This is a genomic window from Desulfosarcina ovata subsp. ovata (genome assembly GCF_009689005.1).
GTDB classification, from domain to species: domain Bacteria; phylum Desulfobacterota; class Desulfobacteria; order Desulfobacterales; family Desulfosarcinaceae; genus Desulfosarcina; species Desulfosarcina ovata.
In genome coordinates, this window is sequence record NZ_AP021879.1 from 2,176,520 (window position 1) to 2,191,193 (window position 14,674).

At 58.4% G+C, this 14,674-nt stretch carries 12 protein-coding genes; 8 read left to right on the forward strand and 4 right to left on the reverse strand.

Annotated elements, in window-relative coordinates; genetic code table 11:
* Positions 1 to 19 precede the first annotated feature (19 nt).
* A complete protein-coding gene (fusA, locus tag GN112_RS09855; protein WP_155310057.1) occupies positions 20 to 2,107 on the reverse strand; it encodes an elongation factor G in 2,088 nt (695 codons plus the stop codon).
* Positions 2,108 to 2,535: 428 nt separating this feature from the next.
* On the opposite strand from fusA, the gene GN112_RS09860 reads away from it, so the two are divergent.
* Positions 2,536 to 4,629 (forward strand): PAS domain S-box protein, encoded by a 2,094-nt coding sequence (locus tag GN112_RS09860; protein ID WP_155310058.1) that lies wholly within the window; start codon positions 2,536 to 2,538, stop codon positions 4,627 to 4,629.
* Positions 4,630 to 4,701: 72 nt separating this feature from the next.
* Here GN112_RS09860 and GN112_RS09865 read toward each other — a convergent pair whose 3' ends face one another.
* Positions 4,702 to 5,112, reverse strand: a complete 411-nt coding sequence (locus tag GN112_RS09865; RefSeq protein ID WP_155310059.1) for a hypothetical protein — start codon at positions 5,110 to 5,112, stop codon at positions 4,702 to 4,704.
* A gap of 116 nt (positions 5,113 to 5,228) precedes the next feature.
* Between GN112_RS09865 and GN112_RS09870 the strand changes: the two genes are divergently transcribed.
* A complete protein-coding gene (locus GN112_RS09870) occupies positions 5,229 to 6,809 on the forward strand; it encodes a methylenetetrahydrofolate reductase C-terminal domain-containing protein (RefSeq protein ID WP_155310060.1) in 1,581 nt (526 codons plus the stop codon).
* Positions 6,806 to 7,117 (forward strand): MTH1187 family thiamine-binding protein, encoded by a 312-nt coding sequence (locus GN112_RS09875; protein ID WP_155310061.1) that lies wholly within the window; start codon positions 6,806 to 6,808, stop codon positions 7,115 to 7,117. The genes GN112_RS09870 and GN112_RS09875 overlap by 4 nt, the downstream gene beginning before the upstream one ends.
* 197 nt (positions 7,118 to 7,314) lie before the next feature.
* Here GN112_RS09875 and GN112_RS09880 read toward each other — a convergent pair whose 3' ends face one another.
* Positions 7,315 to 7,533, reverse strand: a complete 219-nt coding sequence (locus tag GN112_RS09880; protein WP_155310062.1) for a hypothetical protein — start codon at positions 7,531 to 7,533, stop codon at positions 7,315 to 7,317.
* 240 nt (positions 7,534 to 7,773) lie between these two features.
* Positions 7,774 to 9,180: an aminotransferase family protein gene (locus GN112_RS09885; RefSeq protein ID WP_155310063.1), complete on the reverse strand. Its 1,407-nt coding sequence runs from the start codon at positions 9,178 to 9,180 to the stop codon at positions 7,774 to 7,776.
* 343 nt (positions 9,181 to 9,523) lie between these two features.
* On the opposite strand from GN112_RS09885, the gene GN112_RS09890 reads away from it, so the two are divergent.
* The 5 genes from GN112_RS09890 to pyrB all read left to right on the forward strand — a co-directional run bounded on the left by GN112_RS09890 (position 9,524) and on the right by pyrB (position 14,471).
* A complete protein-coding gene (locus GN112_RS09890) occupies positions 9,524 to 10,015 on the forward strand; it encodes a cyclic nucleotide-binding domain-containing protein (RefSeq protein WP_155310064.1) in 492 nt (163 codons plus the stop codon).
* Between the two features lie 196 nt (positions 10,016 to 10,211).
* Entirely contained in the window at positions 10,212 to 11,411 is a 1,200-nt protein-coding gene (gene rocD, locus GN112_RS09895) for an ornithine--oxo-acid transaminase (protein ID WP_155310065.1), read from the forward strand.
* Between the two features lie 45 nt (positions 11,412 to 11,456).
* Positions 11,457 to 12,374 (forward strand): ornithine carbamoyltransferase, encoded by a 918-nt coding sequence (gene argF, locus GN112_RS09900; RefSeq protein ID WP_155310066.1) that lies wholly within the window; start codon positions 11,457 to 11,459, stop codon positions 12,372 to 12,374.
* Between the two features lie 125 nt (positions 12,375 to 12,499).
* The gene (locus GN112_RS09905) at positions 12,500 to 13,447 is read left to right on the forward strand and encodes a carbamate kinase (protein WP_155310067.1); all 948 of its coding nucleotides are present in this window, start codon (positions 12,500 to 12,502) and stop codon (positions 13,445 to 13,447) included.
* 88 nt (positions 13,448 to 13,535) lie between these two features.
* Positions 13,536 to 14,471, forward strand: coding sequence for an aspartate carbamoyltransferase (gene pyrB / locus GN112_RS09910; protein ID WP_155310068.1), 936 nt, complete (start codon positions 13,536 to 13,538; stop codon positions 14,469 to 14,471).
* Positions 14,472 to 14,674 lie beyond the last annotated feature (203 nt).

Genomic DNA, 14,674 nt, shown 5'->3' on the forward strand with positions numbered 1-14,674 from the left:
AGCAAGACACATGGTCTGATCAGGCAACGTTCTTTTTCTCTTCCTGACGTTTCTTGGCAATCTCCTCGGAAATGCTCTGGGGGACCTGCCGGTAGGTGGCAAACTCCATGGTAAACTGGGCCTTTCCCTGGGTCAGGGAGCGCAGGACGGTCGAGTAGCCGAACATCTCGGAAAGAGGAACCTGGGACTCGATGACGCACATGGGCCCCTCTTCCTGGGATCCCACGATCATTCCACGACGCTGGTTCAGGGAGCCCATTACCGGGCCCTGGTATTCGGTGGGCGTCTCCACGGCCACTTTCATGATCGGCTCGTGAATGACCGGTGCGGCCTTCATGTAGCCTTCGAGAAACGCACCCCGGGCGGCGGCCTGGAAGGCCATGTCCGATGAATCCACACTGTGCGACGCACCGTCATTGATCACCACCTTAACGCCGGTGACCGGGAATTCCATTTTGGGGCCCTTGGCCAAACAGTTGCGAAAGCCCTTCTCGCAGGCCGGGATATACGGGGTCGGAATGGACCCGCCGGTAATCTCGTTGACAAAAACAAAATCCTCACCCTCCACCGGTTCGATGTAGCCTGCCACACGCCCGTATTGGCCGGAGCCACCGGTCTGTTTCTTGTGCGTGTAGTTGAATTCGGCCCGACGGGTGATGGTTTCGCGGTAGGCCACGCGAGGCGCACCGGTGGTCACTTCGGCCTTGTACTCCCGGCGCATGCGCTCGATGTAAACATCCAGGTGCAGCTCACCCATGCCGGAAATAATCGTCTCGCCGGTCTCTTCGCTCACATAAGTCTGAAAGGTCGGGTCCTCTTTGGAAAAGCGGTTCAGGGCCTTGGACATGTTGATCTCGGCCTTGTTGTCCTTGGGAACGATGGAAAGGGAAATCACCGGTTCCGGAACGTACATGGAAGTCATGGTCAGGCTCAGCCCGGGATCGCTGAACGTATCGCCCGAAGCGCAGTCAACGCCGAACAGGGCGCCGATGTATCCCGCCGAGATGGCGTCGATGTCTTCCATCTGATTGGCGTGCATGCGCACCAGGCGGCCGATCTTGACCTTTCTGCCGGTACGCACGTTGATCACCGTATCGCCCTTGGCCAGTCTGCCCTGGTAGACGCGGATATAGGTCAACTGGCCGTACTGGCCATCTTCGAGCTTGAACGCCAGGGCAACGGTAGGCGCCTTTGGATCGGAAACAAGCGGGACCTGGGATTCGTCCTTGTCCAGGTCCAAGGCATGGTTCTGTATATCCGCCGGGCAGGGCAAAAGCGTCGTCACCGCATCCAGAAGGGGTTGAACCCCCTTGTTTTTGTAAGCCGACCCCATAAACACCGGGGTGATCTGCCGCAAAAGGGTTCCCTTGCGTACCGCGTCGATCAGCAGTTCTTCTGAAATCGGGGCTTCCTCGAGCACCGCTTCGGTCAGCTCATCGGAAAACATGGAGGCGGCATCGAGCAGTTCTTCCCGTTTTTCATCAGCCAGGTCCTTGAGCGCGTCCGGGATCTCCTCAATCCGAATGTTCTCACCATTATCCCCGTCAAAATAGAGGGCTTTCATGGTAACCAGGTCGACCACGCCTTCATGGTCGGCTTCTAGGCCCACGGGAATCTGCATGGCCACCGCGTTGTGGCCTAACTTCTCCTTGAGCTGTGTGATCACGCGGAAGGGATTGGCGCCGCTGCGATCGCACTTGTTGACAAAAGCAATGCAGGGAACCTTGTAACGTTTCATCTGCTGGTCAACGGTAATGGACTGGCTTTGCACCCCGCCCACCGAGCAGAGGACCAGGATGGCGCCGTCCAGCACGCGCAGGCTGCGCTCCACCTCAATGGTAAAATCCACGTGGCCGGGCGTATCGATGATGTTGACTTCGTGCTGTTTCCATTCACAATAGGTCGCTGCCGAGGCGATGGTGATGCCGCGCTCCTTCTCCAATTCCATGGAATCCATGGTGGCGCCGACACCGTCCTTGCCCTTCACATCGTGGATGGCGTGAATTCTTTTGGTGTAAAAGAGAATTCGTTCGGTGAGGGTGGTTTTGCCCGAATCGATATGGGCACTGATACCGATATTCCTGATTTTGTCGATACGTGTTGCCATGATGTCCTCTGGTGATGAGCGCGATATTGACGGTTTGGGCGCTCGGTTCAATTCAATGGGTATAATAATAAAAAAAAGATCCCGCATTTGGCAATGACCGCACCAGATGGGGGACCTTCGACTACCGATCAACTTGCTGGTGCGCTAATATAGTGTTGTTCCATGGGATGTCAATAAAAATTCTTGCTTTTAATCGGTTTCTAACACAAACCCGAAATTTGGATGCCGGCATTTGGCATTCATCCATCCGAAAGCGAGAGCAACGATAAGGCGAATTCCAATTCGAATGCGGCCATCCTGACGCCATTGCAAGCATATGTTGACGAAACAGGGGCATCCGTTCTATGGATAGGCAATGGTAGTATCAGACTAGCCCCATAAACAAAAATATCAACCTGATCCGCGACAATGGTCAGGACCGGCCGAAAATGACGCATACCTCCAGCATAGACGAGTTGACATCCGAAAACCGGCTCCTTCGCCAGAAGCTGCAGGCACTGGAAAATGAGAAAAAGGCCTGGCGAAAAACTCAGTTCATCGCCAATGCGGCTGATCAACTACTCACCATGATTGACCGGAATTACATCTATGAAAGCGTCAACCAGGCCTATTGCCGGGCCAGGGGACAGCGTCGCGATGACTTGGTCGGTCAATCGGTTGCCGATGTCTGGGGCAAAACACAGTTCGAAGGGATTATCAAACCCAAGATTGATACCTGTTTTGCCGGCAATGTCACCAGTTCTGAGGACTGGTTCAAATTTGACGGCCGGGAATTGCGCTGCTACCAGGTAACCTACAACCCCTATCGTGACGACAGCGGGCAGGTGACCCACGCCGTGGTCGTGACCCACGACATCACCGCCCGCAAGCATGCCGAAGCCGGGATGATGAAGGCCAACGACCGGCTGGAGCGACGGGTTCAACAGCGCACCGAAGAACTGGAACAGGCCAACGATCAACTGCGCAACGAAGTCGAAGAACGCAAACGCGCCGAAAAAGCGCTGCGTGACAGTGAGGAACGCTATCGATCCGTCTCGCGAGACATGCCGGCCATGGTTTGCCGCTTCCTGCCAAGCGGTACGCTCACCTTCGCCAACCTGCGTTTCCGCAGTCACTTCCGGCTCAGGGAAGACACCCTGGCAGGGTCCAATATTTACAGCTTTTTTTCCCAAGCCGACCGGCAGCAGATGAAAAAACGGCTGCAAAACCTGAACCCCGATAGTCCCATGGTCACCTATGAGCAGCAGACCTACAATAACGCCGGAGAGACCCTGTGGCGCCAGTGGACCGACCGGGCCCTGTTTGACGAACGCGGTCTTCCCATGGAGTACCAGAGCGTCAGCATCGACATTACCGAAAAGAAAAATGTGGAGCGCAAGCTCCACCAGGCGCAGAAGATGGAGGCCATCGGCACCCTTGCCGGGGGTATCGCCCATGACTTCAACAACCTGCTCATGGGCATTCAGGGAAATGTCTCACTGATGTATCTGGACGTTCGATCCGGGCATCCGCATTATGAGAACCTTCGCAGTATCGAACAACTGGTGGACAGCGGGGCAAACCTGACCCGCCAGTTGCTGGGTTTTGCCCGCGGCGGAAAGTATGTGGTCAAACCGGTCAACCTGAACGACGTGGTGGCCGAAACCGCCGCCCTGTTCGGCAGAACCCGCAAAGCGATCCGTATCCACGAATGTTATACACCGGACGTGCACATGGTTTCCGCCGATCGTGGACAGATCGAACAGGTACTGATCAATCTTTACCTGAATGCCTGGCAGGCCATGTCGGAAAAGGGAGATATCTATCTGTCGACCCAGAATATCACTATCGACGAAAACTTCGTCAAACCCTTTGAGGTCACTTACGGCGACTACGTACGCATATCAGTCACCGATACGGGCAAGGGAATCGATCCGGCCATTTCCCACCGGATCTTCGATCCCTTTTTCACCACCAAGGAGTTCGGCAGCGGATCGGGCCTCGGGCTGGCATCGGTCTTTGGCATTGTCAAAAATCACGGCGGCATCGTCGATTTTGAAAGCCATACCGGCCGCGGCACCACCTTCAGCGTCTACCTGCCGGTCTCCCGGGAGGCGGACAGGGAACCGGCACCGGCACCGGTAGGCATTTTAAAAGGACCGGAAACCATCCTGCTCGTGGATGACGAGCCCTATATTCTCGATGTCGGCACCAAGATGCTCAAAAAAATGGGCTACACCGTCATCCGGGCCAACTGCGGCGAAGATGCGGTGCGCCGGTTCAGGGGTGCCCGGCAGCAGATCGACCTGGTAATTCTGGACATGATCATGCCCGATATCGGTGGCGGTGAGGTATTCGACCGCCTGCGCAGCCTGCGTGCAGACATCAAGGTGCTCCTGGCCAGCGGCTATAGCATGGGCGATGCGGCGACCATCATCGAACGGGGATGCAACGGGTTCATCCAGAAGCCCTTCAATATGGAACGACTCTCCCATGCCATCCGCGAAGTGATCGATCACGGTCACCATCAACCCGCCATCTGAAAGGACCCGCGCTTCCCATGACCACTGTCCCCCCGGAGGCCGCCGCCCCCGTTCCCGCAGCCATGCTTCCTTTCACATGCGCCGAAGACAGATACTGTCGTCACCGGCGGCAATCAACTGAAAATGATGGGATCCGATAACAAAGCCTTGCCGAGCGGATTTCTCCTCAATGCGGTGGGGGTAGCCATAGTGCGGATCAAGCGCGAGAATATAAAGATCCAGATGCAGACGGCCGGCGTGGCTGCCGCGATAAACGATACGGGCCCCATCCACCCTGACTTCGCGATCCCTGACCAGCATGATGGGACCATCGGGTCGGGCAATCCGGTCCTGGAATGATGCGGTTTTCGATCCGGCGTCCGGCCGGTATTTTTCGGGGGTTACGGTACCGGCCCACAAATACCAGACGCATCCGAAAAAAAAGAGTCCACTGGCCAGGAAAAAAAGGATTGCCGGCCACTTGTTTTCATCCCTGCGATTCACTTCAACTGTCACCTTTCATGTCTGTCGGGTTCCCTTGCAGCGGAAACAAAAATGTTAGATTAGGGACCATGCTGATCTTTTTCAAGAAGAATTTATGATTGGGAGGATGATCTTCGATGTTACGCGTTTTTCAGAACGATATTTCAGACCCACAGCAGTTTGTGGTTACCCTGGAACTGGTACCCGGCCGGGCGTCCACCGGGCGCGCCGTGGATACGGTAATGGGCATCGCCAGGGATGCATTCAGTGACGGCCGCATATCGGCCGTCTCGATCACCGACAATCCCGGCGGCAACCCGTCCTTGAGCCCCGATGCCATCGGTTATCGGATCTTTTCCATCGGCATGGACGTCATCGTCCATTTCACCTGCCGGGACATGAACCGCGTGGGCATGGAAAGCCGGGCCCTGCAGCTGGCCATGATGGGCATGAAAAACATCCTGGCCCTGACCGGCGACTATGCCGGCAAGGGATTCGGCGGCCAGGGCGCGCCGGTATTCGATCTGGACTCGGTCAACCTGCAGATCATGCTCGGGATGATCGGCAAGCGCATCAATGCAGCCGGTGATCCGGATGCCTTCTTCACCGGCTGCGCCGTATCGCCGTTCAAGAAAACCGAAGGCGAATGCGTGGCCCAGTATGCCAAACTGAGCCGTAAGGTGGCTGCCGGCGCCCAATTCGTCATCACCCAGCTGGGCTATGATGCCCGCAAATTTCAGGAACTGATCGAAATCGGACGGCACATGGATCTTGGCGTACCAGCCCTTGGATCGGTGTATGTGCTCACGCCCAAAGCGGCCGAGCTGATGAATCAGGGTCGGGTACCCGGCGCGGTGGTGACCGACCCGCTGCTGGCGACGGTCCGGCAGGAGTGGCAGGACAAAACGGCCGGGCAGGCGGCGGCCATCGAACGGGCTGCACGGCTGGGCGCCATACTCAAGGGGCTGGGATACCGTGGTGTTCACCTGGGCGGTATTCACCGGGATTTCTCCACGGTGGGAAAAATTCTGGATCGCATGCAGACGATCCAGGATGACTGGATCCAGTTTCTGCCTGAATTCAACGATCCGCAACCCGGCGGGTTTTACGCCTTTCGCGAAGCCCCGCCCGAGCCGGTGACGGCTCTTGTTTTCGGCCAGCAGCGGCAACCGGTACCAATTGTCGACCGGGTGCTCTACCCGCTGATGCGGTTTTCGCACCATCTGTTTTTCAATTTTGATTCAAAACTCGCACCGGCATACCGGCTGGCCAGCCATGCCCTGGACAACAGCATTGCCGGCCGGCTGTTCATGCATCTGGGCGAGCATCCGATCAAACTCAGCCTCCTGGGGTGCCAGCGATGTGGCGACTGTGCCATCCAGCACGTCGGGTTTCTGTGCCCCGAATCCGGATGCCCCAAACACACCCGCAACGGTGCCTGCGGCGGCAGCCGCGGCGGCATGTGCGAAGTATACCCGGACCGGCGCTGTGTCTGGTTCCGCGCCCACACCCGGCTGGCCAGCAACAACAAAGTCAGCGAAATGTGTCACGGATGCGTGCCGCCACGCATGTGGGAACTGAACCACACCTCTTCCTGGCTCAATTTTCACTTACGACGGGACCACCAAAGCAACGGTGGCGAAATATCGGGGTGCTGCCGCCAGACCACCTGTCATCTGTTGTTGGGCAACACCAAGGAACGAAAGGACCAACCATGAACGTCATTGCGGACTTGTGTATCGTTCCCCTGGGGGTAGGGGTGTCGGTTTCCACCTATGTGGCGGCCTGCGAACGAATTCTTTTAGACGCCGGCCTCACGGTTCAGCTGCATGCCTATGGAACCAATATCGAGGGCGATTGGGAAACGGTGTTTGCGGCCATCCGCCGCTGCCACGAAGCGGTCCACAAAATGGGGGCGCCACGGATCACCACGACCCTGAAATTCGGCACCCGCACGGACCGGGATCAGCACATGGCCGACAAAGTGGCCAGTGTCAAGGCAAAACTCGAAGCGGGGCTGGCGTGACGGACGCTAAGGCGATTTCTGTCCGTTGAATGGGTATCGTCAACCCCGTTCACGGGGAGTGACAGGGCAGTCGCATGTAAACCAAATATCGGGTACCATTGTCGCAGGCAAGGTCAGCACCTGCAGCAAAATCAGTGAATTGGCGCATTTACAGGAAGCTGTATGAGCGGTCCATGACCGCGAAAAAAGAAATCAAGCTACATACGATCGCCCTGCGGGGAGTGACGGACGCCGCTCTGGCGCCGCTCTTCGGAAAACTCCGGAACACGCCGGATCCGGCGGTCAAACCCGCTGCGCCGTTCCCATTTTGCCCGCCGTTCCGCTCCCGGCGGCACGGATACCAGAATGCGCCGATCACCAAGCCGCCGCCTGCCGCCATTGTCGATGGCCTGGATTCCAGTCAGATAGGGTTGCATGCATCATCTCCCTTGAATTCGATCTGACAAAATGGGAATTACGGCGGCCCTGAAATGAGTCACGGGAAGCGGCGAACGCTGCGTTGCGGCAAGGCACTGAAAGAGGATTCGGATTCGGCAGCCTTGGCAAATATATTACCGCGGCTGCCTCGGGCTGTCAAAATGAATTCAAGGAAGTAAAGACGATACCACCGGTCAGTTTGCGTATTCCTTCAATCCTAAGGTTTTCCGTTCCGGCAATCAGGCGCCAAAGACCGTTTCGATGGCCGCCTGGGTGGCCGCCACCATGCGATCGGCCTCCTCGCGGGTGATCACCAGGGCCGGGGCGTAGTACAAGGTGGTGTTGAAACCGGGCAGGCTGTTGTTGGTGCGCCCCAGCAGAACGCCGGCGGCCTTGGCCGCATCCACCACGGCCCCCATCTGGGCCTCGCTGGGTGGCTGTTTGTCTTTCTTGTCGGCAACCAGTTCCACACCGCAGAAAAGGCCCTTGCCGCGAACATCCCCCACGGCCTGATGATCGGCCAGGGTCTTCAACCGATCGAGCAGGTAGTCCCCCATCACGCGGCTGTTCTCAACCAGGTTTTCGGCTTCCATGATGCGGATGTTCTCCAATGAAGCCGCCATGGCACCAGTACAACCGCCATAGGTGGAGATATCACGGAAGAAATTCAGCCGCTTTTCAGGATCCGCCGGATCGTTGAGAAAAATGTCATAAACCGCCTGTTTGACCACCGTGGCCGAAATGGGTTCGTAGGCGCTGGCCATTCCCTTGGCCAGGGTGAGCATGTCCGGATCCACATCGAAGTGCTGGTGGCCGAAAAATGCGCCGGTACGCCCGAATCCGGCCACCACCTCATCAATGACCAGGAAAAGGCCGTATTTACGGCAGATCTGCTGAAGAATGGGAAAATACTCATCCACCGGCACGATGATGCCCCCGCCGGCGGTGATGGGTTCCACGATCAGGCCGCCCACGGTGTCGGGCCCCTCCTTGAGAATGATCTCCTCGACGCAGCGGGCGCAGCGCACGTCGCAGGCCGGGTAGCGCAACGCAAACGGACAGCGATAACACAGGCAGTGGGGAATCCGGGCAAATCCTTCCGGAAACGGGCCGAAATCGGTTTTGCGCTCGGCCTGCCCCGAAGAGGCCAGCACGGCAATCGTGGTTCCATGATAGTCCCGATCCCGGTAAAGGATTTTGTACTTGCCTTTCCGTGCCGGGTCGATGGCCGATGCCTGGCGGATCAGCTTGTAGCTTTTTTCGTTGGCCTCGGAACCGCTGTTCGAGTAGTAGACCTTGCCCATGGCCGGTAACAGCTCCAGCAGTTTGGCGGAGAGTTTGATGGTGGGAATGGTTCCCACACTGCCGGCAAAATAGCTCATCTGTTTGAGCTGGGCCGCCACCGCCTCGGCAATGCTTTCGCGCCCATAACCCACATTGACACACCAGACACCGCCGGAGGTGGCATCCAGGTAATCGCGACCGTGAATATCCGTCACCGTCAGGCCCTTGCCCGCCACAATGATCATCTGCTCCTGGGTCTGGAAACATTGGTGGGGCTTGATGTGATGCCAAAGATAATCCCGGTCGCCGCCAACCATTTCTTCCACGGTGTAATCCGCCCCATGCAACATTGATACGTCCATTGCCGACTCCTTTTTGCCCACTGATGTTTTCTGGGAAAAGCATGCGCCATCCAAGGCGCCAACCGGTATATCAGACATCATTTGCCCATTACAAGACGGGACCGTTCCCCAGGGCAATTGCATGTAGATTTCCTTCATTTGACATTTGGGCGTTGGCATTTGGCATTTTTCCACTTTCGGGAATGGTGCGTGTTCAGGAACGGCCGGTTTTTGATTTTAATTGCGATTGCCCTGGACCGTTCCCGGGTTGTATTTGACATTCACGGACGCCTTGGGATAACCATGGATACAAAATAGTCGTCGGATTTGACAATTCATCCCCAACTGTAGCGGAGTGTGACCGGTGGCGATTCCCCAATCTGAAAATGTGCTTAAAAAGGCAATTATGGCCTGCCTTTCCGGTATCCCCATTTTTGCCGAACTGGATGCCGACCAGCTGAATCTGATCAGCGGGCGCATGCATGTGCAGCGCCTTGAGGCCGGTGACATCGTTTTTAACGAAGGCGATCCGGGCAACGAGGTCTGTTTCGTGGTCGAGGGGATCCTGGATGTCTTGAAGCTCGACAACGGCCGCCTGGAGCAGAAGATCGCCGTCAAGGCGCCGGGCGGCTCCATCGGCGAAATGGCCGTGATCGGCAATTTTTCCCGCACGGCCACGGTCCGGGCACGCACCGATGCGACCTTGTTGACCCTCTCCCGCGACCATTTCGAACAGATCTGCCAGGACCACCCGGTCATCGGCGTCAGAATGCTCAGAGCCATGGCCCGATTGCTCAGTTTGCATCTGCGCGACACCTCACAGGAACTGCTGGAGCACCTTTCCCCGCGCGACTGACCCGCCTGCGACGGGTAACCGGGAAATGGCCTTCATATAAGAAGCGCTACCGCAACCGGTGTGAAAGCGTCACCGGCCCTTGAGAAACAACAGGCCACGGATGCTCGTTCACACGTCCAATGCCGGGCAGGCGGCACCTGCCGATCCATCATCAGCCAACCGTTTGTCGATCCAACGCCAAAAAAGGAGAAAAACCATGCAAACCCAGGCCTATCTCGATCTTGAAAACCAGTATGGGGCCCACAACTACAAACCCCTTGATGTGGTCCTGACCCGCGGCGAAGGCGTCTGGGTCTGGGATGTGGACGGCAGGAAATACCTGGATTGCCTGGCCGCCTACAGCGCCGTCAACCAGGGACACTGCCACCCCAAAATCATGGCGGCCATGCAGGCACAGGCCCGTCATCTGACCCTCACCTCGCGGGCCTTCCGCAACGACCAGCTGGGACCGTTCTACAAGGAGATCTGCGAGTTGACCCGCTCGCACAAAGTACTGCCCATGAACAGCGGTGCCGAGGCGGTGGAGACCGTCATCAAAACGGTGCGCAAATGGGGTTACCAGGTCAAGGGGATACCGGCGGATCAGGCCGAGATCATCGTCTGCGCCAACAATTTCCACGGCCGCACGATCACCATTGTGGGGTTTTCCACCGATCCCACGGCGCACATCGGTTTCGGTCCCTTCACCCCGGGATTCAAGGTTGTCCCCTTTGGCGATGCCGATGCCCTGGAAGCGGCCATCACCCCCAACACGGCCGGTTTCCTGGTGGAACCGATCCAGGGTGAAGCCGGGGTGATCATCCCGCCGGACGGATACCTCAAGGCCGTCAGAGCGATCTGCGACCGGCATAACGTGGTGCTGATCCTGGATGAAATCCAGACCGGTCTGGGCCGAACCGGACGCCTTCTGGCCGAGGAGCACGAGGCCATCGAAGCCGACCTGACCCTGGTGGGCAAGGCGCTTTCCGGCGGTTTCTACCCGGTCTCGGCGGTGCTCTCCAACAATGAGGTCATGGATGTGCTCCAACCGGGCGAGCACGGCTCCACCTTTGGCGGCAATCCGCTGGCCTGTGCCATCGCGCGCACGGCCATGCGGGTGCTGAAAGAGGAAAAGATGATTGAAAACGCCAGCGAAATGGGAGATTATTTCCTTGCCGGCCTCAGGCAGATCCAGAGCCCGCACATCCGGGAAGTCCGCGGCCGCGGGCTGATGATCGCCATGGAACTGGTTCCCGAGGCCGGCGGGGCCCGGCAATTCTGCCACCGCCTGGCCGGCAAGGGCATGCTGTGTAAAGAGACCCATGAAAACACCATCCGTTTTGCTCCGCCGCTGGTGATCACCAAAGCCGATGTGGCGTGGGCGCTGGAACAGATCGACGCGGTGATGCGTGACTGACGCCAAACTGACAGCAACACGCCCGCGAAACAAGGAGGAAGGCCCGTGAAACGTGATTTTCTACACATTACCGATTTTACCGCCGATGAGATCCATGCCACCTTCGCCCTGGCCCGGGAGGTCAAGGCACGCTTCAAAAACCGCGACGATTACAAGCCGTTCAAGGACCACAGCATGGCCATGATCTTCGCCAAGCCCTCGGCACGCACGCGCATCTCCTTCGAAACCGGTTTTTTCCGCCTGGGCGGCCACGCACTCTACCTGGGACCGTCGGACATCTCCATCGGCAAGCGCGAAGCCGTCAAGGACATTGCCCGTGTGGTGGCCCGTTACAACGACGTGATCATGGCCCGGCTTTTCGACCATGCCCATGTCCTCGAGCTGGCCGAATACGCTTCCGTACCGGTAATCAACGGACTGACCGACTACAACCACCCCTGCCAGATCATGGCCGACATGTTCACCATCCTGGAGCACCGCGGCCATCTGGACGACCTCAAGGTGGTCTACGTGGGCGACGGCAACAACATCGTGCACTCCTGGCTGCGCCTGGCCCAGCGCCTGCCGCTTCACTTTGTCTGCGCCTGCCCGGAGGGCTACACTCCCGACGACACCACCGTTGCCGACACCCGGGCCGCCGGTCTCTCCGAAATCGAAATCCGTCACGATCCCAAGGCCGCCGTCAAGGATGCCGACGTGGTCTACACCGACGTGTGGGCCTCCATGGGCCAAAAGGATCAGGCCGAGGAGCGCAAGGCCCGCTTCAAGGGATTTCAGGTCAACAGCGAGCTGATGGCCGCCACCGGCAAAAAGAGTCTTTTCATGCACTGCCTGCCGGCCGAGCGGGGCGTGGAGACCACCGACGCGGTACTCGAGTCCGAGGCGTCGATCGTCTTTGACGAGGCGGAGAACCGCATGCACGCCCAGAATGCGATCCTGCTCAAAATCTGCGGGAAAGCGTGATGGGCAGAATTCAGAATACACCTTCTGACTTCTGACTTCTGACTTCTGAATTCTGACTTCTGAATTCTGAATTCCTCTGCAATATGGGTCGGTAAAACCCGACAACTTTATGGTACCTTAAGGGAATGACCAAGGGAAAAACCGAGCAAAAGCCCGTCCTGCTGGTGGCTCTGGGCGGCAACGCCCTTATCCGCAAGGGAGAAACCGGCACCGTGGACGAGCAGTTCGCCAACCTCAAAATCCCCATGGCGCAGATTGCCCGTCTATCGCGGGATTACCGCATCATCATCACCCACGGCAACGGTCCCCAGGTGGGCAACCTGTTGCTCCAGCAGGAGTGCTGTGATGCGGTGCCCCGGCTGCCCCTGGAAATTCTCGTGGCCCAAACCCAGGGGCAGATCGGCTACATGATCGAATCGACCCTGGACGAGGCCCTGATGGCCTTGGGCATCAACGACCAGCCGCTGGTCAGTCTGATCAGTTATGTGGTGGTCGACAAAAACGACAAGGCGTTCCTGCATCCGGACAAACCCGTGGGGCCGGCCTTTTCCCGTGAAAAGGCCGCCAGCCTGCCCTACCCCACGGTCCGGACCCCCAAGGGCCACCGCCGGGTGGTGGTGTCGCCCAAGCCGGTGACCATCGTCGAGAAACGGGAAATCCGCACCCTGATCGATAGCGGGTTTATCGTCATCTGCTGCGGTGGTGGCGGCATTCCCGTGGTGCGGGCCGGCCGGACCTTCGATGGCGTGGACGCCGTTATCGACAAGGACCTGGCCAGCGCCCGCCTGGCCGTCGAGGTGGGCGTGGATCTGATGGTCATCGCCACGGATGTGGCGGGCGTGGCCCTGGACTACGGCAAACCCGGCCAGCGCTACCTGAAACGGGTGGACCGTGAAACCGCCGCCCGGTACATTAACGAGGGACACTTTTCCGCCGGTGCCATGCTGCCCAAGGTGGAAGCGGCCATGCAGTTCATCCATGGCGGCGGCAAACGGGCACTGATCACCAGTCTGGAACGTATTACCGAGGCGGTGGCCGGCAAGGCCGGCACCGAATTTAGAAAAACATGTTGAACGCCCTGGCCGGATCCGCCCGTTCAACCCCCAACGGATCAAACCAACCGAACCCATCCAACCCATTAACCGCCCAGGAGGATACCCGATGGCCGCCTTCCCGTTAAACCACGTCATCGAATCCCAGCAGTTCGACCGCGACCTGCTGGAAACCGTTTTTCGCACCGCCGACCAGATGAAGGCTGATCTGTCCGGTGAACGCCGTTTTGCCAAAGCCCTGGAAGGCCGCATCATGGCCTCCCTCTTCTACGAACCCTCCACCCGGACGCGCTTCTCCTTCGAGAGCGCCATGCTGCGCCTGGGCGGGGCGGTGATCACCACCGAGAATGCCCGCGAGTTCTCCAGCGCTGCCAAGGGGGAGAGCCTGGCCGATTCCACGCGCATCATGAACGGATACGCCGACGTAATCGTCATGCGTCACAACGAGGCCGGCAGCGCGGCACGGGCATCCGAGATCTCCCGCATCCCGGTGATCAATGCCGGAGACGGGGCGGGCCAGCACCCGACCCAGGCCCTTCTGGACATGTACACCATCGTCGACGCCTTTGACGGCATCCGGGGGCTGAAGATCGCCATGGTGGGCGACCTGCGCTACGGCCGCACGGTCCGCTCCCTGGCATACCTGCTGACCAAATACGAGGGGGTCGAAATCGCTTTCGTCTCGCCGCCGGTCTGCAAGATGGAGGGGGATATCAAGGCCTACCTGGACAGGAACCAGGTTCCCTGGCACGAAGAGACCAACCTGGATCAGGTGGTCGCAAAGGTGGACTGCGTCTACATGACCCGCATCCAGAAGGAACGCTTCCACGACCCCGAGGACTACCAGGCGGCTGCCGGCCAGTACATCCTCACCCCCGAGCGGGTCCGGGCCATGAAGCCCAGTGCCATCATCATGCATCCGCTGCCCCGGGTAGACGAGATTCCCAAGGATGTAGACGACGATCCCCGGGCACGCTATTTCGAGCAGGCCCAGAACGGCCTCTATATCCGCATGGCCTTGCTCTACCTTCTGCTGTCGAAATAGGATCATCCATCAAATAACCCGTTTGCCGATCCCGGACGGATAAAAAACAGCCGTCAAAGCGCCCCGGTGGCATCCCAATGTTCAAACCGGACCGATGTCACGGGGGTGGGGTCACCGTCACCGTTGGCCGGGCAATGGTGATATGGAAAGTATCCCACCACATATGGTGGCAATTATCAATCCATTCCCCCCTCAATTGTGCT

Coding starts and splice junctions, on each gene's coding strand:
- GN112_RS09870 (WP_155310060.1), top strand. CDS start 5,229: ATGTTACGCGTTTTTCAGAACGATATTTCAGACCCACAGCAGTTTGTG.
- GN112_RS09880 (WP_155310062.1), bottom strand. CDS start 7,533: ATGCAACCCTATCTGACTGGAATCCAGGCCATCGACAATGGCGGCAGG.
- rocD (WP_155310065.1), top strand. CDS start 10,212: ATGCAAACCCAGGCCTATCTCGATCTTGAAAACCAGTATGGGGCCCAC.
- GN112_RS09860 (WP_155310058.1), top strand. CDS start 2,536: ATGACGCATACCTCCAGCATAGACGAGTTGACATCCGAAAACCGGCTC.
- GN112_RS09885 (WP_155310063.1), bottom strand. CDS start 9,180: ATGGACGTATCAATGTTGCATGGGGCGGATTACACCGTGGAAGAAATG.
- fusA (WP_155310057.1), bottom strand. CDS start 2,107: ATGGCAACACGTATCGACAAAATCAGGAATATCGGTATCAGTGCCCAT.
- GN112_RS09905 (WP_155310067.1), top strand. CDS start 12,500: ATGACCAAGGGAAAAACCGAGCAAAAGCCCGTCCTGCTGGTGGCTCTG.
- pyrB (WP_155310068.1), top strand. CDS start 13,536: ATGGCCGCCTTCCCGTTAAACCACGTCATCGAATCCCAGCAGTTCGAC.
- GN112_RS09875 (WP_155310061.1), top strand. CDS start 6,806: ATGAACGTCATTGCGGACTTGTGTATCGTTCCCCTGGGGGTAGGGGTG.